Annotated in this window: 22 protein-coding genes; 18 read left to right on the top strand and 4 right to left on the bottom strand. The window is 63.9% G+C overall.

From position 1 onward, the window contains the following. Positions 1 to 42: 42 nt before the first annotated feature. Positions 43 to 1,554 (bottom strand): aldehyde dehydrogenase family protein, encoded by a 1,512-nt coding sequence (locus H290_RS0125380; protein ID WP_028463691.1) that lies wholly within the window; start codon positions 1,552 to 1,554, stop codon positions 43 to 45. Positions 1,555 to 1,732: 178 nt separating this feature from the next. After that, complete coding sequence (locus H290_RS0125375) at positions 1,733 to 3,376, bottom strand: sigma-54-dependent Fis family transcriptional regulator (RefSeq protein WP_231373833.1); 1,644 nt, start codon at positions 3,374 to 3,376, stop codon at positions 1,733 to 1,735. A 186-nt stretch (positions 3,377 to 3,562) separates the two neighbouring features. Here H290_RS0125375 and H290_RS0125365 point away from each other — a divergent pair, with 186 nt between their 5' ends. Next, entirely contained in the window at positions 3,563 to 5,251 is a 1,689-nt protein-coding gene (locus tag H290_RS0125365; RefSeq protein WP_020109666.1) for a SulP family inorganic anion transporter, read from the top strand. A 16-nt stretch (positions 5,252 to 5,267) separates the two neighbouring features. Here H290_RS0125365 and H290_RS0125360 read toward each other — a convergent pair whose 3' ends face one another. After that, a complete protein-coding gene (locus tag H290_RS0125360; protein ID WP_020109665.1) occupies positions 5,268 to 6,854 on the bottom strand; it encodes an MFS transporter in 1,587 nt (528 codons plus the stop codon). Positions 6,855 to 7,407: 553 nt separating this feature from the next. On the opposite strand from H290_RS0125360, the gene rpsL reads away from it, so the two are divergent. From rpsL to H290_RS0125325, 7 genes are all read left to right on the top strand, one after another. Next, positions 7,408 to 7,782: a 30S ribosomal protein S12 gene (gene rpsL / locus H290_RS0125355; protein ID WP_023956148.1), complete on the top strand. Its 375-nt coding sequence runs from the start codon at positions 7,408 to 7,410 to the stop codon at positions 7,780 to 7,782. Beyond that, positions 7,782 to 8,252 carry a 30S ribosomal protein S7 gene (gene rpsG, locus H290_RS0125350; RefSeq protein WP_020109663.1) on the top strand — a complete coding sequence of 157 codons (471 nt, stop codon included), beginning with the start codon at positions 7,782 to 7,784 and terminating at the stop codon, positions 8,250 to 8,252. Before rpsL ends, rpsG begins: the two co-directional genes overlap by 1 nt. Before the next feature lie 47 nt (positions 8,253 to 8,299). Next, positions 8,300 to 10,405, top strand: a complete 2,106-nt coding sequence (gene fusA / locus H290_RS0125345) for an elongation factor G (protein ID WP_020109662.1) — start codon at positions 8,300 to 8,302, stop codon at positions 10,403 to 10,405. Between the two features lie 157 nt (positions 10,406 to 10,562). Then, entirely contained in the window at positions 10,563 to 11,753 is a 1,191-nt protein-coding gene (gene tuf, locus H290_RS0125340) for an elongation factor Tu (protein ID WP_028463690.1), read from the top strand. Positions 11,754 to 11,895: 142 nt separating this feature from the next. Beyond that, positions 11,896 to 12,747 carry a hypothetical protein gene (locus H290_RS0125335; RefSeq protein ID WP_051122201.1) on the top strand — a complete coding sequence of 284 codons (852 nt, stop codon included), beginning with the start codon at positions 11,896 to 11,898 and terminating at the stop codon, positions 12,745 to 12,747. Between the two features lie 175 nt (positions 12,748 to 12,922). Further along, on the top strand, positions 12,923 to 13,543 hold the full coding sequence (locus H290_RS0125330) for a ClpP family protease (RefSeq protein WP_020109659.1): 621 nt from the start codon (positions 12,923 to 12,925) through the stop codon (positions 13,541 to 13,543). Beyond that, positions 13,540 to 14,133: a ClpP family protease gene (locus tag H290_RS0125325; protein ID WP_020109658.1), complete on the top strand. Its 594-nt coding sequence runs from the start codon at positions 13,540 to 13,542 to the stop codon at positions 14,131 to 14,133. Before H290_RS0125330 ends, H290_RS0125325 begins: the two co-directional genes overlap by 4 nt. A gap of 104 nt (positions 14,134 to 14,237) precedes the next feature. Here the strand turns inward: H290_RS0125325 and H290_RS0125320 are convergent, their stop codons facing one another. Next, positions 14,238 to 14,621, bottom strand: coding sequence for a helix-turn-helix domain-containing protein (locus H290_RS0125320; RefSeq protein WP_020109657.1), 384 nt, complete (start codon positions 14,619 to 14,621; stop codon positions 14,238 to 14,240). Between the two features lie 127 nt (positions 14,622 to 14,748). Here H290_RS0125320 and H290_RS0125315 point away from each other — a divergent pair, with 127 nt between their 5' ends. The 10 genes from H290_RS0125315 (at position 14,749) to H290_RS29740 (ending at position 24,076) form a co-directional block, all read left to right on the top strand. Then, positions 14,749 to 16,584 carry an amidohydrolase family protein gene (locus tag H290_RS0125315; protein WP_020109656.1) on the top strand — a complete coding sequence of 612 codons (1,836 nt, stop codon included), beginning with the start codon at positions 14,749 to 14,751 and terminating at the stop codon, positions 16,582 to 16,584. Beyond that, positions 16,581 to 17,201: a TetR/AcrR family transcriptional regulator gene (locus H290_RS0125310; protein ID WP_020109655.1), complete on the top strand. Its 621-nt coding sequence runs from the start codon at positions 16,581 to 16,583 to the stop codon at positions 17,199 to 17,201. The genes H290_RS0125315 and H290_RS0125310 overlap by 4 nt, the downstream gene beginning before the upstream one ends. 6 nt (positions 17,202 to 17,207) lie before the next feature. Further along, positions 17,208 to 18,164 (top strand): o-succinylbenzoate synthase, encoded by a 957-nt coding sequence (locus H290_RS0125305; protein ID WP_020109654.1) that lies wholly within the window; start codon positions 17,208 to 17,210, stop codon positions 18,162 to 18,164. Positions 18,165 to 18,242: 78 nt separating this feature from the next. Beyond that, entirely contained in the window at positions 18,243 to 19,580 is a 1,338-nt protein-coding gene (locus H290_RS0125300; protein WP_020109653.1) for a cytochrome P450, read from the top strand. Further along, positions 19,580 to 20,206: a TetR/AcrR family transcriptional regulator gene (locus H290_RS0125295; RefSeq protein WP_020109652.1), complete on the top strand. Its 627-nt coding sequence runs from the start codon at positions 19,580 to 19,582 to the stop codon at positions 20,204 to 20,206. Before H290_RS0125300 ends, H290_RS0125295 begins: the two co-directional genes overlap by 1 nt. 8 nt (positions 20,207 to 20,214) lie before the next feature. Beyond that, positions 20,215 to 21,843 (top strand): AMP-binding protein, encoded by a 1,629-nt coding sequence (locus tag H290_RS0125290; RefSeq protein WP_020109651.1) that lies wholly within the window; start codon positions 20,215 to 20,217, stop codon positions 21,841 to 21,843. 4 nt (positions 21,844 to 21,847) lie between these two features. Next, entirely contained in the window at positions 21,848 to 22,474 is a 627-nt protein-coding gene (locus H290_RS0125285) for a hypothetical protein (protein ID WP_155977054.1), read from the top strand. After that, entirely contained in the window at positions 22,471 to 22,938 is a 468-nt protein-coding gene (locus H290_RS0125280) for a hypothetical protein (RefSeq protein ID WP_020109649.1), read from the top strand. The genes H290_RS0125285 and H290_RS0125280 overlap by 4 nt, the downstream gene beginning before the upstream one ends. Continuing rightward, positions 22,935 to 23,552: a hypothetical protein gene (locus tag H290_RS0125275; RefSeq protein WP_155977052.1), complete on the top strand. Its 618-nt coding sequence runs from the start codon at positions 22,935 to 22,937 to the stop codon at positions 23,550 to 23,552. The genes H290_RS0125280 and H290_RS0125275 overlap by 4 nt, the downstream gene beginning before the upstream one ends. Beyond that, positions 23,549 to 24,076 (top strand): hypothetical protein, encoded by a 528-nt coding sequence (locus tag H290_RS29740; RefSeq protein WP_020109647.1) that lies wholly within the window; start codon positions 23,549 to 23,551, stop codon positions 24,074 to 24,076. The genes H290_RS0125275 and H290_RS29740 overlap by 4 nt, the downstream gene beginning before the upstream one ends. Positions 24,077 to 24,096: the final 20 nt, after the last annotated feature.

The following is a 24,096-nucleotide window of genomic DNA, read 5'->3' as shown; positions in this document are numbered from 1 at the left end:
TACCCTCTCGTGAAATTGACTATCTGAGAATGAAAAGCTTTGTCAGAGCGCGATGTTGACGGCTTTGGTCTCGGTGTAGAGATCGATCGCGGAGCTGCCGAGCTCGCGTCCCCACCCGGATTGCTTGTAGCCCCCAAAGGGCATGGCAGTGTCGAAGCCGTTGTACTGGTTGACCCACACCGACCCGGCCTTGACGGCCCGCGCGGTCTTGTGGGCCTTGGACAGGTCCTTGGTCCAGATGCCGGCAGCGAGACCGTAGATCGAGTCGTTGGCCGCGGCGACCACGTCGTCGCCGTCGAACGGCATCGCGGCGACCACGGGCCCGAAGATCTCCTCGGAGACGATCGAGAAGCTCGGGTCGACATCGACGAATACGGTCGGCTCGACGAAGTAACCCTCGTTGCCCCAACGCTTTCCACCTGTCAAGGCGCGGGCGCCGTCGGCGAGACCCTGCGCCAGATACCCGCTCACCTTGTCGAATTGTTCCTGTGAGATCAGCGGTCCGAGTTCGGTGGTGGGATCGAGGCCCGGACCGATCTTCGCCTTCGATGCCGCTTCGGCGACGGCTGCGGTGAAGTCGTCGAAGATGGGACGTTCCACGAACAATCGGGTTCCGGCAACACAGCACTGGCCGTGATTGAACATCCAGGCCGCCACCGATCCGGCCACCGCCTGATCGAAGTCGGCGTCGGCGAACACGATGTTGGGGCTCTTGCCGCCCAGTTCGAGGGATACCTTCTTCAGGTTGCCCTGCGCGGCCGCGACAATCTTCTTGCCGACCTCGGTCGACCCGGTGAATGCGATCTTGTCGACGTCGGGATGCGCCGACAATGCCGCGCCGGCGTTTCCGAATCCGGTGACGATGTTGACCACACCCGGCGGGAATCCGGCCTCTTCGAAGACCTCGCCGAGCAGCAGCGCGGTCAGTGGCGTCTGTTCGGCAGGTTTGAGGACAACGGTGTTGCCGGCGGCCAGCGCCGGGGCCAGTTTGAACGTGGCCATCAACAGCGGGAAATTCCACGGCACGATCAGTCCGCAGACGCCCAGGGGATCGCGAAGTGTGTAGGCATGGAACTCACCGCCCGGGACGAAGGGCATCGACACGTTGACCGTCGACCCCGTGATCTTGGTGCACAGGCCCGCGTTGTACCGGAAGATGTCAGCCGACCACTGCGTGTCGACGGCGGACGCGATCCCGGCCGATTTGCCGTTGTCGAGCGCTTCGAGCTGACCGAACTCGTCGGCCCGCTCGGAGAGGATGTCGCCGACCCGCCAGATCAGACGTTCGCGTTCGTTCGGCTTCATCCGCGCCCACGGGCCCTCGTCGAAGGCCTGCCGGGCGGCCCGGACCGCGCGGTCCACGTCGGTCGCCTCACCCTGGGCGACATCGGTGATCGGTGCGGCGGTCGCCGGATCGTAGGTGGTGAACGTCTTGCCCGAAGCGGCGTCGGTCCATTCACCGCCGATCAGCATCTGGCGATCACGCGAGACGAATTCCCTCACCCTGGGCAGCAAACGGGGGTCGGCTGTTCGGGTTTCGGTACTGGCGGTCATACACCCTCCTCGTTAACATGCGCAGTCACAAAATGTGACTGCCGTCATAGTCCCAACAATTTGTGGTGCCTAACTGTCCGGAATTTGAACACCACCCCGGACACCCGGAAGTGGTGGGTTTTGGTGAGGCTGACCTGGGGAAATGGTCGCCAAAAGCCACCAGTTTCGGGGGTGGGGATCAGATGTCGAGGGCGCGTAGGCGGGTGTAGAGCGTGCTGCGGCTGATGCCCAGCATCTTGGCGGCATGGACCTTGTTGCCGCCCGCGGCGTTCATCGCCTCGACGATCGCCTGCCGCTCGGCGCGGTCGCGCCCGGACAACCGGTGGGCGCGCGTGGTCGTCTGATACTGCTCGGGCAGGTCGGCCATCGAGATCAATTGGTCGGCGCGCCGGGCGGCATTGTCGGCGGCCGTTTGAAGGACCATCGTCAGTTCACTCAGATTGCCCGGCCAGTCACAGGCGAGCAATGCCTCACCGGCCGCGGCACCGAGTGTGGCCCGCGGTGCCACCCGGGTCAGAACGTCCCCGGCCAAGGCCGGTAGCTCGATGGTCCGGTGGCGCAGCGGAGCGATGTCGATTCGATTCGGGCACAACGAGATCAAGGCCGCCACCGGACCCGGCAGTTCGGGTAGCGGGGGAGCCGTCAGGACGATGGGGACAGCGCCTTTGAGGACCGCTGACCGCAGTGCGGACAGACTCACCGGATCGAGGAGGTGGACGTTCTCGATCACCAGAGCCGTCTCGTCAGACTCGACGAGGATGCCGGCCAGAGCAGCGCGTCCCGAGCCGGTCAGCAAGGCCCCGGCATCAACGGTTCGTACCGGCCGACCGCCGATGAGTGCGGTCGCCGCGGTGGTACGCCCGGTGCCCGGTTCGCCCGTTATCGTCGTGTTCTGCCACGTGGTGTGAGCGGCGGAGGGCACCTGGGCGCCGGCGGGCGTGATTCGGGGTTTGCGCGGTATCGACACGCGGGGCACATCGATCGGGCGCACCCGGAACAGGGCACCACCGCAGCTACCCGGTACCTGGTGGCCGATGGCATCGACGATGTTGCCCGACACCAGGGTGAGCCGGGTATGACGTTCGTGCTCACCGAGATCGGCCGCGAGCGCACGCAGCGTGCCGAAGTCGGCGGAGGTGAGGATGTCCGACGCCAGGGCATTCGTCAGCAGCAGATCGTCGCCGACCGCCACCACCGCCACATCACGCCTCGGCGCCACTCGCTGAAAGGCCTCGACCACCGCGATCTGCCGGGCCCGGGAATTGTCGAGCAGTCGCTGTTCGATGTCACCGGCGATCCGGTCCACAAAGGGAGCGAAGAGCGGATTGACCGTCTGCTCGAGGTTGCTCATGCAGATGATGCCCTCGAGCCGGCGCGACACCGGATGAAGGATCGGCCGCCCGTAACAGCTGACCGCCCGGAACTGTTCGAGGAAGTGGTCCGGGGCGTTGATGACGATGCCGCCGCGAATTTCCAGCGGGGTACCCAGCGCGGTCGTTCCCATCGCGTCTTCGGTGAACTCGGCGCCCGACACCGCGCCCACCGATTCCAGTACGCGTTCTACCCGGACACCACCGAACGTCCGAGAGACCAGTCGGCCGTTGGCGTCGACAAGCAATATGGCGGTGTCGGATTCGGACAATTGGTGCGCAACCTGGTCGAGAACGGGATCGGCGGCCCGAAGGAGGGGGTGGTCGCGAGCGGAGATCTGGACCGGCCGCACATCCGGGGAATCCTCCGGCCGTAGGCCGCTGCGAACCGACCGTTGCCATGATTGCGCGATCACTGGGCGGTCGATCGGGGATTCGGATCTGGTGTTCACTGCCATCCGACGCTACCCCCGCTCGGTGGTGTGTTCCATCAACAATCATCATCTCGGCCGCGCCGCGTGTGATCTGAATCGCGAAATCCCGCTCCGCCAGGCGGGTTCGGGCGACAATGAGCGGATGGCCCATCCGACCGGGTCTGGACCACTCGGACGTTCGGGGATGAAGCCTTGGGAAATGTAGTGACGGACAATCTGGCACGGTTGCCAGGAATCGCGACGGCGCGGGCGTACCGCAAGGAATGGCTGCGCCCGGACATCACCGCCGGGCTGGTTTTGACCGCGCTCCTCATCCCCGCCGGGATGGGCTATGCCGAGGCCGCAGGGCTGCCTGCGTACGCAGGTCTCTACGCCACCATCATCCCGTTGCTGGCGTATGCGGTGGTGGGTCCGTCGAGAATCCTTGTCCTGGGTCCTGATTCGTCGCTGGCACCGCTGATTGCGGCGGCCGTCCTACCGCTGGCGGTGACCGACGATCCCGAAGATGCACTCGCCCTGGCCGGTGTTCTCGGTACCCTCGTCGGCCTGATCCTCCTCGTCGGCGGATTCCTGCGGCTCGGTTTTGTCACCGACCTCCTGTCGAAGCCCATCCGGCTCGGTTACCTCAACGCGATCGCCCTGATCGTCGTCGTCGGCCAGCTACCCAAGTTGCTCGGCTTCTCGATCGACGCGGACAACCTGATCGGCGAGGTCTGGGAGACCTTGAAGGCCATCGCGGACGGCGACATCGATCCCGTCGCCGCTGCAGTCGGTTTCGGCTCGCTGGCCATCATCATCGCGTTCCGTGTCTGGATCCCGAAGGTCCCCGGTGTGCTCGTCGCGGTGGTCGCGGCGATCATCGTCTCGGCCGCACTCGGGCTGACCGATGAGATCGGGATGGTCGGTGCATTGCCCGAAGGAATGCCCTTGCCCTCGTTCGGCGGCGTCGACTGGGGTGACGTGGCCGAACTCATCGGGCCCGCGGCCGGCATCGCGTTGATCGCGTTTGCCGACACCGGTGTTCTCTCCCGCACCTTCGCAGCCCGCAACGGCCAGGACGTGAACGGCAGTACCGAGATGAAAGCGATCGGCATCGCCAACATCGCCGGCGGAATGTTCAGCGGATTCCCCATCTCCGCGAGCGGATCCCGGACCCCGGTGGCAGAACAGAGCGGTGCCAAGACCCAGCTGGCCGGAGTCGTCGGTGCGCTCGCGGTGCTGGTGTTCATCCTCGTCGCACCCGGTGTCACCAAATACCTGCCCGACGCAACGCTGGGTGCTGTGGTGATCGTGGCCGCGACAGCGCTGGTGGATGTCAGCGGGATGATTCGGATGTGGAAGATGAGCCGGATCGAATTCGGCCTCGCCGCTGCCGCATTCCTCGGGGTCGCCCTGGTGGGAGTGCTGCAGGGCGTCCTCGTCGCCATCGGGCTGTCCTTCGTCGCGGTGGTTGCCCAGGCCTGGAAGCCGTACCGCACCGAACTCGTCGAGACGTCCGACCGCCCCGGATTCCACGACCTCGAACGCCACCCGGACGGACGACGTATCCCGGGGTTGGTGCTGATCCGGTTCGACGCTCCACTGTTCTTCGCCAACGGCGACATTTTCGACAACTACGTGCGATCGGTGGTCGCGGCCGCCGCGACCCCCGTCGAATGGGTGGTGGTCGCTTCCGAACCACTCACCGGGCTCGACACCACCGCGGTCGACGAACTCGTCGACCTCGACACCTATCTCGACGGCAAAGGGATCCGATTGGTGTTCGCCGAGATGAAGGGTCCCATCAAGGACACTCTCATCCGGTTCGGATTGAGCGAGCGATTCGATGCCGGGCACTTCTATCCGACCGTCGAGGCGGCCGTCGCCGCATTCCGCAGTCGAGACCGGGACTGAACGGAGCCCGCGGGGATCAGCCCAGAACTGTTTCGGATTTCGGTGCGGGCGGATCCGGCTGCCGGATCATCCGCAGTGAGTTGAGCAGGCCGAGCAACCCGGCCAGGATCGGGATCAACAGGGCAACTTGCAGGGCGATGGGCCGGGCGTCGGTGTTGATCCGGATGATCTCGGCTTTGATCTCGGGCGGCTGATCGACGAGCAGCGCATCGAGCGCGGTGTTGCTCATCACCTCGGCGTCGTCCTCGAGAACCTGCGCCACCTGCTCCTGCTCGGCCGCGGGCAGGACCGTGCTCGAATCCGACATCGACGTGAATGTGAATGACAGCGTGGCCAGCATGATCGCGCCGGCAAACGCGAGCCCGAACGACAATCCGAACGACCCGGCCGCAGAGTTCGTACCGGCGGCCTCGCTCACCCGTTCATCCGAGATGGGGCTGAGTGTGTAGTTGTTGAGCTGTGACACGAGCAATCCCATGCCCGAGCCGGCGACGATCAGCGGGAGAACCAGTGCCCAGCCGAAGTCGGCGCGTGGCACGAGCGGCACGAGTGCCCCGATTCCGACGGTGAGCAGAGAAAATCCCCAGCAGACGATGACGCTCGGACGTTTGTTCCCCAGCTTCTTCCCGGCGAGCAATGCCACCGCGAACATGCTCAGCGACAGGGGCGCGAGCGACAAGCCGGCCTGCATCGCGTTGTACTCGAGCACCATCTGCAGGTAGATGGGGAGCACGATCATGACGCCACCGAGTGCGATCTGCTGAAGCATCTGCTGGGTGATACCGAGCCGAAAGATCTTGGACTTGAACAGGTCTGGATCCAACAGCGGCGTCTTGCCACTCTTCTTGCGCCGCACGAGCCAGTACGACAGGCTGCCCAGGCCAACCGCTCCGGTCGCCAGGAGTGCACCGACTGCCTCGCCGCCTTCCTGCCACACCAGGATTCCCAGCACGACGCCGCCCATGCCGAGCACCGAGAGGGCCGCGCCGACCGTGTCGATGCCCTTGGGGCCGGTGTACGGCACGTCCTTGACGAGCTTGATGCCCGAGAGCACCACCGCGATGATGACCACTTCGAGAACAAATCCGAGGCGCCACGACAGGTAGGTGGTGATGAACCCGCCGATCAGCGGACCCACCGCGGCGGCGATGGCTGCGGCCGCACCGACGAGGGCATAGACCTTCTTCTGCGCGGCCCCTTCGAAGTTGCCATGGATCAGTGACTGCATGGCGGGCAGGAGCAACGATGCGCCGATGCCTCCGAGAATCGCCCAGAAGATGATGATGGCCGTCAGGCTCTGCGCGACCGCCATCGCCGACGCACCCACGGCGTACCCGAGCAGCCCCAGCACGTACGCGCGTTTGCGTCCGATCAGGTCACCGATCTTGCTGCCGATCAGGATGAACGCTGCCGACACCAGTGCTTCGAGGGCGATGGCGGACTGGACTCCGCTGACGGTCGTGTCCAGGTCTTTAACAACGTAGGAGATCGACACGTTCATCAACGAGGTGTCGACGACCAGGACGAACATGGCCATGGCGAGCAGCAGAGGGAGTAGGCGTTTACCGCCGGTCGCTTGCTCGGAACTCGGTACTTCGGTCATCGGCTTCCCAACCCTCACGACAGCGCTGCAATGGTCTGTGCAGCATCAATTGGCGGGCAACTCCGTCCCGCCACGATGACCGTAAGCCCATTGTCGAGGTGAGGTCAGGCAATCGACTCACCGGTGTGATCGGGATCATTCGACAGGCAAACATCGGGAATAGATCTCGCCGAATAGAGGTTGATCACTCTCGAATCCGCCCTCGGCAGGTGATCGTCGAAGTGGCAAAAAGACCGCCACCGACCTGCAGGATTGCTCTGATCTGCGATCGTACGGGGCGATTTTGACCTGGGGTGCCCTGGTCGGTAGAGTTGACCGCTGGTGCTCGGCCTCCGCTAATTCAGATTAGGTCGGGTTCCATCTGCGTGCCTTCACCTGCCGCGCTGGGCAATTTCGACACGCCCGATAGCGGGGTAGGGGAGGGCTCATCTGACCAGGGCTTTTAGGCCTGGTGGGGCGTACTGCGGAGGTTCCGGTGTTTTCGTCGGAAGCTTGCCCGGAGCAGAAACCGCAGCAACAGCAAGAAGAACGCCAACCAAAGGAAGATCTCTCAGTGCCAACTATCAACCAGCTGGTCCGTAAGGGCCGCCATGACAAGCCTGCCAAGCAGAAGACGGCAGCGCTGAAGGGCAGCCCGCAGCGACGCGGCGTGTGCACTCGCGTCTACACCACGACCCCGAAGAAGCCGAACTCCGCGCTCCGGAAGGTCGCCCGTGTCCGCCTCACCAGTTCGGTTGAGGTGACCGCATACATCCCCGGTGAAGGCCACAACCTGCAGGAGCACTCGATGGTGCTCGTTCGCGGTGGTCGTGTGAAGGACCTCCCGGGTGTGCGTTACAAGGTCATTCGTGGCTCGCTTGACACCCAGGGCGTCAAGGCCCGCAAGCAAGGCCGCAGCAAGTACGGCGCGAAGAAGGAGAAGGGCTGATGCCACGTAAAGGACCCGCACCCAAGCGCCCACTGATCAACGACCCCGTCTACGGCAGCCCGCTGGTCACCCAGCTGGTCAACAAGATCCTGCTGGACGGCAAGAAGTCGACCGCCGAGCGCATCGTGTACCAGGCTCTCGAGCAGGCCCGCGAGAAGACCGGCACCGATCCGGTCGTCACCCTCAAGCGCGCGCTGGACAACGTCCGCCCCGCACTCGAGGTCAAGAGCCGTCGCGTCGGTGGCGCCACCTACCAGGTGCCGATCGAGGTCAAGCCCGGCCGTGCGAACACCCTCGCGCTGCGTTGGCTGGTCACGTTCAGCCGTCAGCGTCGCGAGAAGACCATGGTCGAGCGTCTGGCCAATGAGCTCCTCGACGCGAGCAACGGTTTGGGCGCTGCAGTCAAGCGTCGCGAGGACACCCACAAGATGGCCGAGGCCAACCGGGCGTTCGCGCACTACCGCTGGTGACATTCAGCAACAGCTGCAACAACTTTCAATTCAGAGTGAGGAATTAAGTGGCACAGGAAGTGCTCAGCGACCTCAACAAGGTTCGCAATATCGGCATCATGGCTCACATCGATGCCGGCAAGACCACAACCACCGAGCGAATCCTCTTCTACACCGGCGTCAACTACAAGATCGGCGAGACCCACGACGGGGCCTCGACGACCGACTGGATGGAGCAGGAGAAGGAGCGGGGTATCACCATCACCTCCGCTGCGGTGACCTGTTTCTGGAACAAGAACCAGATCAACATCATCGACACCCCCGGGCACGTCGACTTCACCGTCGAGGTGGAGCGAAGCCTGCGTGTGCTCGATGGCGCTGTTGCTGTTTTCGACGGCAAAGAGGGTGTGGAGCCGCAGTCCGAGCAGGTCTGGCGGCAGGCCGAGAAGTACGAAGTTCCGCGTATCTGCTTTGTCAACAAGATGGACAAACTGGGCGCCGACTTCTACTTCACCGTGCGCACCATCGAGGAGCGCCTCGGTGCCAAGCCGCTGGTTCTCCAGCTGCCGATCGGTGCAGAGGATGACTTCGACGGTGTTGTCGACCTCATCGAGATGAAGGCCATCACCTGGCGTGGCGTTGTCGCCACCGGCGCGGAGCCGACCATCGAGGAGATCCCCGCGGATCTGCTCGAGAAGGCGAAGGAATACCGCGAGAAGCTGATGGAGACCATCGTCGAGACCGATGAGGTACTTCTCGAGAAGTACTTCGGCGGCGAAGAGGTCACGATCCCCGAGATCAAGGCCGCGATCCGCAAGCTCACGGTCACCCGTCAGCTGTACCCGGTGCTGTGTGGTTCCGCGTTCAAGAACAAGGGCGTTCAGCCCATGCTCGACGCGGTCATCGACTACCTGCCGAACCCGCTCGACGTTCCCTCTGTCGAGGGTCACGCGCTCGGTAACGAAGAAGAGATCCTGTCGCGCCGGCCGGCGGCCGACGAGCCGTTCGCGGCTCTGGCGTTCAAGATCGCTTCGCACCCGTTCTTCGGCAAGCTGACGTTCGTGCGGGTCTACTCGGGCTACATCACGGCCGGCACCGGCGTGCTCAATGCCACCAAGGGCAAAAAAGAGCGCATCGGCAAGCTGTTCCAGATGCACGCCAACAAGGAAATGCCGGTTGAGGATGCCACGGCGGGCCACATCTACGCGATGATCGGCCTCAAGGACACCACCACCGGTGACACCCTGTGTGACCCGAGCGCGCCGATCGTCCTGGAATCGATGAGCTTCCCGGATCCGGTCATCAACGTCTCGATCGAGCCGAAGACCAAGTCGGACCAGGAAAAACTGGGTGTTGCCATCCAGAAACTGGCCGAAGAGGATCCGACGTTCTCGGTCAAGCTGGACGACGAGACCGGCCAGACCGTCATCGGCGGTATGGGCGAGCTGCACCTCGACATCCTTGTTGATCGCATGAAGCGCGAGTTCAAGGTCGAGGCCAACGTCGGCAAGCCTCAGGTTGCCTACCGCGAGACCATCCGCAAGACGGTCGAGAAGCACGACTACACCCACAAGAAGCAAACGGGTGGTAGTGGTCAGTTCGCCAAGGTCATCGTCAAGCTCGAGCCGCTGGTTGATGCCGAAGACGGCGCAACCTACGAGTTCGTGAATGCCGTGACCGGTGGTCGCGTTCCGCGTGAGTACATTCCCTCTGTGGATGCCGGCGCGCAGGATGCGATGCAGTACGGTGTTCTGGCCGGTTATCCGCTGGTCAACTTGAAGTTCTCTCTGCTCGACGGCGCGTACCACGACGTCGACTCGTCGGAGATGGCCTTCAAGATCGCCGGATCGGCTGCCATGAAAGAGGCAGCCAGGATGGCGGGTCCGGTAATCCTCGAACCGCTGATGGCCGTAGAGGTCACCACACCCGAGGACTACATGGGCGACGTGATCGGCGACCTCAACTCACGCCGTGGTCAAATCCAGGCCATGGAAGAGCGCAGTGGCGCCCGTGTCGTGAAGGCACTGGTTCCTCTGTCGGAGATGTTCGGCTACATCGGCGACCTTCGGTCGCGGACCCAGGGCCGGGCAAACTACTCCATGGTGTTCGACTCGTACGCCGAAGTTCCGGCGAACGTGGCGAAGGAGATCATCGCCAAAGCAACGGGCGAATAATTCACCCGTCGTCTCGGCGATAGCGCCACCGGCGCACAGCAATTAAGAAAACCGCTTGTGCGGGGAAGGGCTTCGAAAAGCCCTTCCCCAACCAAGAAGTAAACACACAGTGACCGGGATTGACCCGGTTGCTCGAGAAGTCCAGGAGGACAATCAAGTGGCGAAGGCGAAGTTCGAGCGGACCAAGCCGCACGTGAACATCGGCACGATCGGTCACGTCGACCACGGCAAGACGACGCTGACGGCGGCGATCACCAAGGTGTTGCACGACAAGTACCCGACCCTCAACGAGAGCTTCGCGTTCGATCAGATCGACAAGGCTCCCGAAGAGAAGGCTCGTGGTATCACGATCAACATCTCGCACGTCGAGTACCAGACCGAGAAGCGCCACTACGCGCACGTTGATGCCCCTGGTCACGCTGACTACATCAAGAACATGATCACCGGTGCTGCTCAGATGGACGGCGCGATCCTCGTGGTTGCCGCTACTGACGGCCCGATGCCGCAGACTCGCGAGCACGTGCTGCTCGCTCGTCAGGTGGGTGTTCCTTACATCCTCGTCGCGCTGAACAAGGCCGACATGGTTGACGATGATGAGATCATCGAGCTCGTCGAGATGGAGGTGCGTGAGCTCCTCGCTGCACAGGAATTCGATGAGGATGCTCCTGTCATCAAGGTCTCGGCACTCAAGGCGCTCGAGGGCGATCCCGAGTGGGTCAAGACGGTTGAAGAGCTCATGGACGCTGTCGACGAGAGCATCCCGGAGCCGGTTCGCGAAACCGAGAAGCCGTTCCTGATGCCCGTGGAGGACGTGTTCACGATCACCGGTCGTGGCACCGTTGTCACCGGTCGTGTGGAGCGTGGCGAGGTCAAGGTGAACGAGGAAGTCGACATCGTCGGCATCCGCGAGAAGACCACCAAGACCACCGTCACCGGTATCGAGATGTTCCACAAGCTGCTCGACTCGGCACAGGCCGGCGACAACGCCGGACTGCTGCTGCGTGGCCTCAAGCGTGAGGACGTCGAGCGTGGACAGGTCATCATCAAGCCGGGTACCACCACCCCGCACACCGAGTTCGAGGGTCAGGCTTACATCCTGTCGAAGGACGAGGGTGGACGCCACACCCCGTTCTTCAACAACTACCGCCCGCAGTTCTACTTCCGTACAACTGACGTGACGGGCGTTGTGACCCTGCCCGAGGGCACCGAGATGGTCATGCCCGGTGACAACACCGAGATGGTCGTCAAGCTGATCCAGCCGGTCGCCATGGACGAGGGCCTGCGCTTCGCGATCCGTGAAGGTGGCCGCACCGTTGGTGCCGGTCGCGTCACCAAGATCAACAAGTAAGCAGTAGTACCCAGCAACACCGAAAGCGCCCGATCCCCTTGGGGGTCGGGCGTTTTTGTGCGTTCTGCGCTGACCGATACGGTCGCTGAATCGTGGGGTGCTGCGCGATACTGATCGCACACCTCGACAGTTCGGAGCGCTGATGAGCCTGTTCGGACTTGGCGGCGACGACTCCGCTGCACCCGGTTTCGTGCGCACTCTGGTGCCGGTGATGGCGTTCACGCTGCTCTGCGGGATCGTCGGGCCGATCTTCCTGGTGGTGTACTTCCTGATCGACGATCCGACTGCCGGATGGATGTTCTACGCCGGGCTCGGCATCACCATCGCCGACGTCGTGATCGGGTTCCTCGTCGCCCGTGGCGTGTACCGGGGCAAACGTCGTCGATACGAGTTGGAGCAGTCCGGCCGGCTCGCGATCGCCGACGTGATGTCATACGAGCAGACCAACGTGCAGATCAACGATCAGCCCGTGATGAATCTGACGCTCCGAATCCACGGCGGAGGTGTGGCACCCTTCGACGCGACCAAACGGGTGGTGGTGCCACTGATGAACCTGGCGGCGCTGAGCTCCCGGCGACTGGTTGTCCTGGTCGATCAGTACTCCGGTGAGTTCGAGATCGACTGGAAGCGAACGGCACTGGTGTCCGGGGCGGTGCCGGCCCGCTTCACCGATACCGACACCGGCCGAGAGTTCGACCTCTCGGGGCAGTCGGATGCGCTGCTGGAAATCCTGCGGGTGTTCAAGAGCAACGACATCGAGTTCGGTGGCACCGTCGACCTGCGATCCAATCCGGTTGCGCGCCGGCAGGTGATGGACATCGTCCACCGGATCGGGAGGTCGGAGTCTGATGTCGCCGACCTCACCAAATCCCCGCCGGATCCGCCACGCAGCACCGGTCAGCGGCTGGCCGAACTCGAGGCGCTACGTGGCGCCGGCAACATCAGCGATGCCGAGTACCAGACGGTCCGCAACCGCATCCTCGACGACCTCTGATCCCTCGACCGTGCCCAACAAACCGTCGAGCGTGCCCATCAAACCGTCCAGCGTGCTCAACAGACCGTCGATCGTGCCGTAATCCCCGAGCAGCTCTCGGCAGAACTGCTTGGGGCAGAACTGCCTTGGGCAGCAATCGCTTTCGCACATGGCACCGCTCCGGCACGCTGGCTCCATGAACAGCACTCCACAGAACATGAACAGCACGATCGACGACGAGTTGGTGGTCAGGCTTTTCCACCAGCGTGTTGTTGTCCTCGGCGATCAACTGGATCAGGCGCTGGGCAACCGCCTCTGCAGCCAACTACTTTTGTTGTCTGCCGAGGACTCACACAAAGACATCAGCTTCTGGATCAATTCGCCGGGCGGTTCGGTTCCGGCGATGCTCGCGATCATGGACGTCATGCGGGCCATCCCGAACGACGTGAGCACTCTGGCGCTGGGAATTGCCGCGAGCGCGGGCCAGTTCCTGCTTTCGGCCGGTACGCCGGGCAAACGGTATGCGCTGACGCATTCGCGAATCCTGATGCATCAGGGGTCATCCGGGATCGGTGGCACGGCTGTCGATGTCGAACTGCAGGCCGACGATCTACGGCACACCCGCGACACGGTCCTCTCGATCATCGCAGCCAACACCGGGATGCCGCTCGAGCGGATCGTGAACGACTCCCTGCGCGATCGGTGGTACACCGCCCAGCAGGCCGTCGACTATGGATTCATCGACCGAGTTGTCGACGGGGTAGAAGACATCTATCCCGCATTCGCGCGTCCGGTTGCGTTGGGCGGTAAGCGATGAGCAGCTACACAGTGCCCTATGTAATCGAGAAGACCGCCGGCGGCGGCGAGCGCTCATTGGACGTCTACAGCCGATTGCTCACAGAACGGATCGTGTATCTCGGAACGGAAATCGATGACGGCGTGGCCAATGTCCTGATCGCGCAGATGCTGCATCTCGCATCCGACAGTGCCGGCCAACCCATCAACCTCTACATCAACTCGCCAGGCGGGTCCCCGTCGGCGATGCTGGCCGTCTACGACACCATGCGTTTCATCAGCTGCGATGTTGCGACCACCTGCGTAGGTCAGGCGGTCGGTGCGGCGGCCGTTCTGTTGGCGGGGGGAACTCCCGCACAGCGGGGGATTCTCCCTCATGGACGAGTTGTGTTGCATCAGCCCGCCATCGAGGGGCAGGGAACCATTCCAGACCTGATCATCCACGCCGATGAAGTACTGAGAGTGCGGGGTGAATTGGAGGAGTTGTTGTCGCGTCACACCGGGAAAGATGCCGAGACCTTGCGACACGACACCGACCGAGATCTCATCTTGCGCGCCGACCAAGCCGTCGCCTACGGCCTGGTGGACCAGATCCTGGAGTCCCGCCTGTAGTTCGGTTCCAACTACCCCAGGAAACACGGCAAAAGCTGTGTACTGCAAGATCTTTGAGAACTGAATAGTGTGAGGGCCCGCGCTGTGGTGACGTGGCGGGTCGCTCAGGAGACCATGCGGAGGCTCACGTGACCGCTCTGGCGGTGCGTCGTTGCGGTCGTGCGCTGGATTCCGCCGATTGCCGTCACGGCAGGCCGTGGGCGGGCCATGGCTTCGAGCGCATCCGCGACACCGCGGGTGATCTGGAGGAGGGAGAGGCCGAGGGCGCCACTGACAGCGGCGAGAATCTCGGATGACGGTTCTTTGCGACCTCGTTCGATCTCGGACAGGTATTGCGGTGACACCCCGGCCTGCGCGGCGATGTCGGTAAGGATGCGCTGTTGGTCGGTCCGTACCCGCCGGAGGAATGCGCCGAGCGCCTCGCGCCAGAGCAGTTCGGCCGACGCTGGGTCGTCGGCGTCGGCAACGCGCGTGAGATGTGGGCCCATGGGTCCGACGATAGTCAGCACCACGCAGTGCAGTGGCCGGATCTGCTGTCGGCAGAATTCATAGATTTTGGCGAGCGGGCACTCGCTATGTTATATTGGGTGGGATATTTAGTGATGGAGGTCACAGATGAGCGTTCATCTCGACAATACTCACGACGCCCAGGATCTCGGCGGCCGGGCTTACGACATGGTCGTTCGGGGCGGAACTTGGTTCGACGGAACAGGGGCGCCGGGCCTGACACGTGATCTCGGGATCCGCGACGGACGTGTGGTGGAGGTTTCGGCCCGGCCGCTACAGGTTGGACCGCAGACGCGAGTGATCGAGGCCCACGGCCAATGGGTGATGCCCGGATTCATCGACGTCCACACCCACTACGACGCCGAGGTACTGGTCGCCCCGGGTCTGGGCGAGTCGGTGCGCCACGGGGTCACCACGGCGTTCATCGGTAACTGCTCACTGTCGACCGTCTACACCACTCCGATCGACGCCGCGGATCTGTTCAGCCGGGTCGAGGCCCTACCGCGGGATCACGTCATCGCCGCACTCGAGGGCGGCAAGACATGGACCGATCCGGCGACCTACATCGACGCGATCGAACAACTGCCGCTGGGCCCCAACATCGCGGCGTTCCTCGGCCACTCCGACATCCGCACCGATGCGATGGGCCTGGGGCGGTCCACGGATCGCGCACATCGGCCGAGTCGGACCGAGATGGCAAAAATGCTCCGCGCGGTCGAAGATGCTCTGGATGTGGGCTTCCTCGGGGTGTCCGCGATGAGCAATCCCTGGGACAAACTCGACGGTGATCGGTACCGGTCGCGGTCGCTGCCGTCGGTCTACGCGCGATGGAGTGAGCGGCGCAAGATCAACAAAGTGCTGCGACGGCGCGATCGGGTGCTGCAGACCATCCCGAACCTCAACACCAAATACGACATCCTCTTCTTCCTCGCCTCGAGTACCGGTCTGGGACGAAAGCCGCTCAAGACCTCGGTGTTGGCTGCCGCCGATGCGAAGGCCGATCGGTGGGTGCGGCGGATCTTCGGCCCGATCGCCACCGTCGCGAACAACTGGGGCCGCGGCGCGCTGCGGTGGCAGCATCTGCCGATCCCGTTCCAGGTGTACAGCGACGGTATCGACCTAGTCGTGTTCGAGGAGTTCGCGTCGGGCCGCGCGGCCTTGCATCTTCGAGAAGAGATGGGGCGCAACGATCTTCTGAAGGACCCCGAGTATCGGCGGTGGTTCCGCGAGGACTTCGAAAAGAAGTTCAGTTCGCGGATCTGGCACCGCGACTTCGACGACGCGGAGATCACCGAATGCCCCGACGAATCGGTGGTCGGCAAGACCGTGGAACAGGTGGCCCGCGAACGGGGCATCCACAGCACCGATCTGTTCCTCGACCTGGTCGTCGAGTACGGCACGGCGTTCCGGTGGCGCACCGTCATCACCAACGACCGCCCCGACATCGCCGACTGGTTGATCAATCAGAACGGCGTGACCATCGGTTTCTCCGATGCCGGCGCGCACCTGCGCAACATGGCGTTCTACAACTACGGCATCAGGTTGCTCCAGCGGGTGAAGGAGGCCCAGGGTGGGGCGCGGACCCCGTTCCTCACAGTGGAGGCCGCCGTTCACAAGCTCACCGGTGAGCTCGGTGAGTTCTACAATCTCGACGCCGGATTCTTGCGGGTGGGTGATCGAGCCGACCTGGTGGTCGTCGACCCGGACGGATTGAACGACCAGACCAAGGAATATGCTGAGGCCTCGATGTCCGAGTTCGGGGACATCAAACGCATGGTGAACCGAAATGATGAGGCGGTGAGCGCGGTAGTGGTGTCTGGTGAATATCTGTATGGCCGCGGTCAGTTTGCACCCGGATTCGGCACCACCACGCGGAGTGGACAGTTCTTGCGGGCCGGTGTCACAGGTGACAAGAAGCCCAGTGTGGCAAAGGTCCTGTCGTGAGCTCGACCTCTGATACCGAACACGAGACAGTCCAACCACCACGGCGAACTCAGGAACAACGGCGCAACGCCACGAAGGCGCGGCTCGTGCAGGCCTGTGTCGAGTCATTGTGTGAGCTCGGCTATCAGCGCAGCACCATCAGTGAGATCTGTACGCGCAGTGGTGTGTCGCAGGGCGGTCTGTTCCGGCACTTTCCGACCCGCCTCGACCTGGTGATCGCAGCCGCCGACGATGTGCGGCACAAGCAGTTCGAGGCATTTTCGCAGTCGCTGGGGTTACTCGGAACCGGGACGCTCGAGGACTGTCTGTTGCTCGTGCGGGCGGCTTGCCGGGCCCCGATGAACGGTGCCTGGTACGAGCTGCTCGTCGCGGCGCGCACAGACCCCGCATTGCGGGAACAGCTCGCGCCCCTGTTGTCCGAGTACCACGACCAGATCGCGGCATTCGCGCGCACGTTGCCCGCTGTTCAGTACCTACCCGAGGGGCAGATCGAGCTCGTCGCGTTGACGGTGGTTCATCTGTTCGACGGCGAATCCGTTGCGGCCGCGGTGAATCCGCAGCCGGCCCGCGATGACGCCAGACTCGAGTTGATGCTCCGATGGCTGTCGGGTGAATGAGGTCTGATGACCTCCCTTCCGTCCTTTGCGGAATTGGCCGATACGGCCATTGTTGTTTCACTGCCGATGAATGTGGAATTCCGGGGCATCACCACCAGGGAAGTGCTGTTGTTCCGGGGTCCGGCCGGCTGGGGCGAGTTCGGGGCCTTTCCGGAGTATGACGACGTCGAGTCGTCGGCGTGGCTGGCGGCCGGCATCGAGGCCGCGTACCTCGGACCGCCGGAGTTGATCCGTGACACCGTTCCGGTCAATGCCACGGTGCCGGCGATTCCGGCAGGCGATGTTAAGGCACTGCTCGAGCGTTTCCCCGGAGCGACCACCGCCAAGGTCAAAGTCGCACAGGAAGGCCAGACTCTCGACGACGACGTCGCCAGGGTGGCCGCCGTTCGCGAACACATCCCCACGGTCAGGGTGGATGCCAATGCGAAATGGTCTGTTCCGCAGGCGATCACGGCTCTGCGTGCCCTGGGGGAGCTGGAGTATGCCGAGCAGCCCTGCGCCACGTTGGAAGAACTTGCCGAAGTGCGGTCGGCGGTTCGCACCCCGATCGCCGCCGACGAGAGCATCCGACGGGCCGAGGATCCACTGCGCGTGATCGAGGCCAAAGCCGCCGATGTCGCGATCTTGAAGGTGGCGCCGCTGGGCGGAATGCGCCGGGTCTTGGATCTGGCCGCCCGGATTCCCATCCCGGTGGTGATCTCGAGCGCGCTCGATTCGGCGGTGGGCATGTCCGCCGGTGTCGCTGCGGCGGCGGCGTTGCCGGTGGCGCCACCGGCGTGCGGGCTGGGAACCGGCGGGCTGTTCGTCACCGATGTCGCCGAGCCGTTTGTGCCCGACGGGGGACTGCTCAGACCCCGCCGGATCGAGGTCGACGTCGCCTCCGCCCCGTTGGCCTCGGATGAGCGTCGGCGCTGGTGGATGGAGCGACTGCGCAGGTGTCACGCGGTGCTGGCGGCAAGCTGATCGGACCTGGGTCTGGATCGCCGCCCACTATGAAGATACAATTTCTTCGAAACGTTCCATTAGCGGAGGTTGTAACCAATGACGGTCATCCTGGCGCCAGCGCCGCCCGACAGCGATCTGAAGCCCGTAGAGGGTTCAACCACCAACGGAGTGATCCAGATTCTCCGGATGCGCCGCGATCCGTTCGCGTTCGCCGCCGCACAACAGGCAGAGTTCGGCAACGTCTCGTTCATCAACGCCTTCGGCCAGCGGATAGTCACGTGCCGTGGTCCCGTGGCCGCCGATCAGATCCTGATGAACAAGCAGAAGGCTTTTGCCAACGGACCCGCATGGAACTTCTTCATCGGTCCGTTCTTCAACCGCGGTGTGATGTTGCTCGATTTCGATGAGCACCGGCATCACCGGCTGATCCTGCAGCAGGCCTTCACGCCACCGGTCCTCAAGGGCTACATGCAGGCGATGCAGCCGATAATCGCCGAGCGCATCAAGCAGTTCCCGGTCGGCGACGTGAAGCTGTTCAGCGAGTTCAAGGCGCTCACACTCGACGTGGCACTCGAGGTCTTCATGGGCCTCGAACTCCCACAGGCCGAGGCCAACCGGATCAACAAGGCGTTCATCGAAACGGTGCGCGCCAGCACATCGATCGTTCGCAAGCCGGTCCCCGGTGGTCGCTGGAGGAAGGGACTGAGGTCACGCAAGATCCTCGAAGAGTTCATGATGAGCCATATCCCGGCCAAGCGCGCGGCGCAGACACCCGACCTGTTCTCGGTGCTGTGTCACGCGGAAAGCGAAGAGGGACACCGGTTCACCGACGAGGACGTCGTCAATCACATGATCTTTGTGCTGATGGCCGCGCACGATACCTCCACCATGACCATGACACAGATGGCTTACCACATGGCCAAGTCGCCGGAGTGGCAACGACGGGCCCGCGAGCAGTCTCTCGAACTCGGACCGGATCTGGCCTATGACGATCTGTCCAAACTGACCGACATCGACCTGATCATGAAGGAGTCGCTGCGGATGTGTGCCCCGGTTCCGGGACAGCCGCGGATGGCGGTGAAGGACACCGAGGTGATGGGGCACTTCATTCCCAAGGGCGCGATCGTCTCGGTGCCGGGCCTGACGAATCACTACGACACCGAGTACTGGAAGGAACCGTTCACATTCGATCCCGAGCGGTTCACTCCGGAACGGGCAGAGGACAAGTCGCATCGCATGGCGTGGCATCCCTTTGGTGGCGGCGTCCACAAGTGCATCGGCCTGTACTTCGGTCAGCTGGAGATCAAGACGATCATGCATCACCTGCTGCGCGGATTCGAATGGTCCGTTCCAGACGATTACGTGATGCCGATGGACTACAGCGCGCTGCCGGTTCCCAAGGACAAACTGCCTGTCAAGGTGCGGCGGGTGTGATGGCGCAGCACGTGCCGGGCACGGCGGAGCGCGTGGGTGGAACCCGAAAGGTCCGCAACACCGAGTCGCCGCAGGAGCAGGAGGACGCGATCCTGACAGCGGCCCGTAAAGAGTTCGAAGAGAACGGGATTCGCAAGACCGGTGTCGACGATGTCGCCCAGCGGGCCGGGGTCAGCCGCAGTACCCTGTATCGACGTTTCCCCAACAAGGAAGCGCTCCTGATGGGCGTCGCCGAGCGCGTATACCTCGACGGGATGCGCATGCTCGAAGCGGCAACCGTCGGATACGGTCCGCAGGACAGCGTGGTCGAGGCGTTTGTCGCCGGAGCGCAGATGGTCAACGACGATCCGCTGATCCGGCGGATGATGCTCGACGAACGTGATGCCCTGCAAGGGATCACGAAGTCGGTGACCGGTCTGTTCATCGAGATCGTCACCGGCCGGATCATGCAGACGCTGCGTGGTGCCGGTGCGCAGATGCCGGACGATGATCTGCATGCGGTCACCGAAATCCTGGTGCGCCTGGTTATCTCGTTTCTCGACACGCCGCCTCTCGATGAAGGGCGGCAGTCCCCGGAGTCGGTGCGCGAGTTCGCGCAGCGCTACCTCGCACCCATGGTCAGGTGAATCGCCGGATGTCGAAATTGCACAAGATACGGACCGAGATATCTGCGGCCCGCGAGTTGCGGCGTGCCGGAGCATTGCCCAGCCCGAAACTGTTGCCGCAGATAGCCAAACTGCGTCGCGCTGGGGGCGAGGCCGCGGGTCCGTCGGTCTACGGGTTGATGTACGGCGACCGGGTGGCGATCATCGATCCCCACGGGTCTCTCACGTACACCGACCTGGCGCGCACGTGCAACGGGGTGGTCAATGATCTGCGCACGGTGTTGCCGACCGACAAGCATCCGACCGTGGGTGTCATGTGCCGCAACAGCCGGTACGCCGTGATCGGTCTGCTCTCGGCCACCGGCCTCGGCGCCCGCGTGGTGCTGCTCAACACCGACCTCGGTGCCAAGCAGATGGCGGAGGTTGTCGGGCGCGAACACGTGGACGTGATCCTGCACGATGCCGAGTTCGCTCCGGTTCTGGAACTGATCGATCCGAGTGTTCGGCGTTACGTCGCGTGGACCGACGAACCCGTCGACACCGCTGATACCAAGACAATTGACGTGCTGGTCGCGAGTGCGTCGACGGAATTGCCGGCAGCGCCGGCGTACACGTCGTCGTTGGTGATCTTGACCAGCGGCAGCACCGGCGCCCCCAAGGGTGCGCGGCGCAATGGTGCACCCGCGATGTCGTTGCCCGCGGGTTTTGTTTCGAAGATCGCGGTTCGGGGCACCGACCGCGTATTGATGTCCGCTCCGGCCTTCCACGGCTGGGGTCTGCTGGCGACGATGGTCTGTCTGCTGACCGGGGCCACCGTGGTCATGGACCGCCGCTTCCAGGCAAAGAGTTCGCTCGAGCTGCTGATCGAACATCGTTGTACCGCAGCGATGATGGTCCCGACCATGTTGCGGCGGCTGATGGATCTCGATACCGACGAGTTGTCCGGGGTCGACCGTTCCACGCTGCGCCTGATCGCGTCGGGTGGAGCCAAACTCGATGAGTCCCTGGTGCGTTCGGTGCAGGAGCAGTTCGGGCATGTGCTGCACAATCTCTACGGCGCCACCGAGGCGTCGTACATCACGATCGCGACACCGGAAGACCTTGCGGTGGCCCCGACCACCGCCGGGCGACCGCCGCTGGGTGTCGAGGTCGCCATCGTTTCGGGGGGCGTCCGGTTGCCCGCGGGGCAGACGGGTCAGATCTACGTCCGGTCGGGCAGCCAGATCAGCAAGTACACCAACGGCACATCCAAGGAGACGCTCGACGGGATGCTCAACACCGGCGACACCGGCCGACTCGATGCTGCCGGCCGCTTGTTCGTCGAGGGGCGCAGCGACGGGATGATCATCTCGGGCGGCGAGAACGTCTTCCCGGAAGAAGTCGAACTCGCGCTCGGCCGTCATCCCGACATCTCCGACGTCGCGGTGGTGGCTGTTGCCGACGACGACTTCGGTCAACGCTTGCGCGCCTTTGTCGTCCCGCGTGACGGCGTGAGCCTCGACGAGGCGGACGTGAAAACGTATGTCAGCACCGAACTCTCGCGGTCGAGAGTTCCCCGGGATGTGCTGATCGTGCCGGAGCTGCCGCGCGGTGCGCAGGGCAAGGTCACCAAGTTGGCGCTCGATGCTCTCGTCGCGCGCAGCGAGTCACTACGATGAACCGGTGCTCAACGTTCGCGCGCTGCTGACCGCTGCTCCCGCATCGCAGCGTGCCCTGATCAAAGCCGATACAGCGGCGCAGTCCGAGTTGCGTGACGCCCGCACCGCGTTGGCGGAGCTGGAGATCGAACTCGGCGACCGGGAACGGGAGAAACGCCCGAAGTGGTTGCTGATTCTTTCTGCGCTGGTGGTGATCGCAGCGGTGGCAGCGGGCGTCGGTGTATTCCGCTACGCCGAGTCCGACAGCGGTTACAGCGACGACGACTACATGCGGGCAGCGGCGGCTCGCGTTCAGGTGCTGCTCACCCCCGATGGCGGTGACCCGAGATCGGCGCAGATCCTGGCCGGGGCCACAGGTGAGTTCGAAGACGAGTTCGCCCAATCGGTCGATGCGTATACGCAATTCGTCACGCAGATCGGTGCGGTGGGGACCGGCACGGTCGACGGGGTGGGGATGTCATCGAGATCGGGTGACCGAGCCACATTGATCGTGACGGCCGCGATCACCGTGCGCAGCGACCTCACGGACGCCGGTTCGGCCGAGCCGGTGCCACGCCGGTTCCGCGTCCAGGTGGACATGGTGCCGGACGGCGGTTCCCTGAAGATCTCGGCACTGGAGTTCTTCGGATGAGCCTTCGTAAGCCGATCATTGCGGCTGTCGTCGCGGTGCTGATCGTCGTCGTCTGTTCGGTGGCGTTGGGCGCCGCCTGGCAGCTGCATGCCCGGGATCAGCAACTGTCCGACAACCGGGCCGAGGTCGCCCGGCAGGCGGGTCCGCTTGTGGCCCAACTGTTTTCTTCCACTGCCGACCCGGACGACCGGGTTCAGGCCCGGGCGGCGGTGACCGACGAGTTTGCGCAGCAGTATGCCGCCGTCCTGGCCGGCGAGCCTCCCGCCGGAGTCTCCATCGTGTGGAATCCGGTGCACACCGGCATCTCCGCGGTTGCCGAAGACAACGCCGACGCCGTGGTGTCCGCGCTGGTCACCGAGACGGTGCCGGGCGCCGAGGCGACAACGGTCACCAAGGTGGTCGATGTCCACCTCGAGCGAACCGGCGGTCAGTGGAAGATCGCCCGTGCGGACGAGGTGTTGTGAGCGAACAACCAATGTCCGCGGCCTCGCACCGGGTCGACAAAGCGCGGCAGCGCGTGGCCCTTGCCGGTACCGCGGCCAAGCAGGCCCGGGCCGCGGCAGCGCCGGCGATCGAGGCGCGCACCGAACGTCGACGGGGCCGACTGTGGCTGACCGTCGTCGCCGGTGCGATCGTGGCGCTGGTTCTGGTGGTCATCACGATTGTCCTGCTCATCGCGCATCACGGCGCGGAAGCCGACCGCGACCGCGATGAGGCCGTGCTCGACGACACCCGCTCGGCGGTGGCGACGATGCTGACGATCGATCCGTCGCATCCCGAGGAGTTTGTCGATCAGGCAATCGCGGTCACCTCCGGCGAGCAACGCCAGAGGCTGGAGGACTCGCGTGAGCAGCTGGTCGAGGTGATCGGTGAACTTCGGGTCCCGAGTACCGGACAGGTGCTGTCCGCCGGGATCGTCGGTGAGGTCGACGGTGGAAGCGCCCAGGTGCTGGTCGTGGCAGAGGGCACCAATCCGACCGTGCTGGGTGCAGATCCTTCGCAGAGTCGCGTGGCCTTGCTCGTGACCATGAAGGATTCCGGTGACCACTGGACCATCGATCGGACCGAGCTGCAATGAAACCTGTCTCCGCCCTACGCGCCATGCCGGCGCGCCGACGGGTCGTCGTCGCACTGCTGGTCGTCGCACTGATGGTGCTCTCGGCGATTGCGGTCGTCGGGTTCATCGGACGTCCCGTGTCCGGGCGCGCCGACGAAGGCGAACGTCAAGAAGTGCAGCTGGCGACTGCCGACGCGGTGACCGCGTTGATGACATTCCGGCCGGATACGCTCACCGCCGCGCAGGAGACCGTCGGTGATCGGCTCACCGGCCGGTTGCTGTTGGAGTTCCGGAGCCAGGGCCCCGGCGTGGTGCTGCCGACCGCGGTCGAGTCCGGGGCGCAGATGACTGCGCAGGTTCTCGCCACGGGGGTGGCCGACATGGACGACAACAGCGCCCGGGTGCTGGTGTTCGTGAATCAGGACATCACGTTGCCCGCGGCACAGCCGCAACAACAGGTGGTGGCTGTCACGAGGTGGGCGGACATGCGTAAGGTCGACGGCAATTGGCTGCTTGCCGGGCTGCAACCTGTTGGGCCGGGCTAAAGCGGGCGGATCAAACTCCA

It is taken from the genome of Nocardia sp. 348MFTsu5.1, assembly GCF_000383535.1.
Lineage (GTDB): Bacteria > Actinomycetota > Actinomycetes > Mycobacteriales > Mycobacteriaceae > Williamsia > Williamsia faeni.
The sequence above is the reverse complement of the archived record's forward strand: the minus strand, read 5'-3'. Positions and strand labels throughout refer to the sequence as shown.

What these genes read in the sequence shown, in the direction of transcription:
- H290_RS29740 (WP_020109647.1), top strand. Translation starts at nt 23,549, where the DNA reads ATGAAACCTGTCTCCGCCCTACGCGCCATGCCGGCGCGCCGACGGGTC.
- H290_RS0125280 (WP_020109649.1), top strand. Translation starts at nt 22,471, where the DNA reads ATGAGCCTTCGTAAGCCGATCATTGCGGCTGTCGTCGCGGTGCTGATC.
- H290_RS0125325 (WP_020109658.1), top strand. Translation starts at nt 13,540, where the DNA reads ATGAGCAGCTACACAGTGCCCTATGTAATCGAGAAGACCGCCGGCGGC.
- H290_RS0125380 (WP_028463691.1), bottom strand. Translation starts at nt 1,554, where the DNA reads ATGACCGCCAGTACCGAAACCCGAACAGCCGACCCCCGTTTGCTGCCC.
- H290_RS0125330 (WP_020109659.1), top strand. Translation starts at nt 12,923, where the DNA reads ATGAACAGCACTCCACAGAACATGAACAGCACGATCGACGACGAGTTG.
- H290_RS0125300 (WP_020109653.1), top strand. Translation starts at nt 18,243, where the DNA reads ATGACGGTCATCCTGGCGCCAGCGCCGCCCGACAGCGATCTGAAGCCC.
- H290_RS0125295 (WP_020109652.1), top strand. Translation starts at nt 19,580, where the DNA reads ATGGCGCAGCACGTGCCGGGCACGGCGGAGCGCGTGGGTGGAACCCGA.
- H290_RS0125315 (WP_020109656.1), top strand. Translation starts at nt 14,749, where the DNA reads ATGAGCGTTCATCTCGACAATACTCACGACGCCCAGGATCTCGGCGGC.
- H290_RS0125360 (WP_020109665.1), bottom strand. Translation starts at nt 6,854, where the DNA reads ATGACCGAAGTACCGAGTTCCGAGCAAGCGACCGGCGGTAAACGCCTA.
- H290_RS0125320 (WP_020109657.1), bottom strand. Translation starts at nt 14,621, where the DNA reads ATGGGCCCACATCTCACGCGCGTTGCCGACGCCGACGACCCAGCGTCG.
- H290_RS0125305 (WP_020109654.1), top strand. Translation starts at nt 17,208, where the DNA reads ATGACCTCCCTTCCGTCCTTTGCGGAATTGGCCGATACGGCCATTGTT.
- H290_RS0125290 (WP_020109651.1), top strand. Translation starts at nt 20,215, where the DNA reads ATGTCGAAATTGCACAAGATACGGACCGAGATATCTGCGGCCCGCGAG.
- H290_RS0125335 (WP_051122201.1), top strand. Translation starts at nt 11,896, where the DNA reads ATGAGCCTGTTCGGACTTGGCGGCGACGACTCCGCTGCACCCGGTTTC.
- rpsG (WP_020109663.1), top strand. Translation starts at nt 7,782, where the DNA reads ATGCCACGTAAAGGACCCGCACCCAAGCGCCCACTGATCAACGACCCC.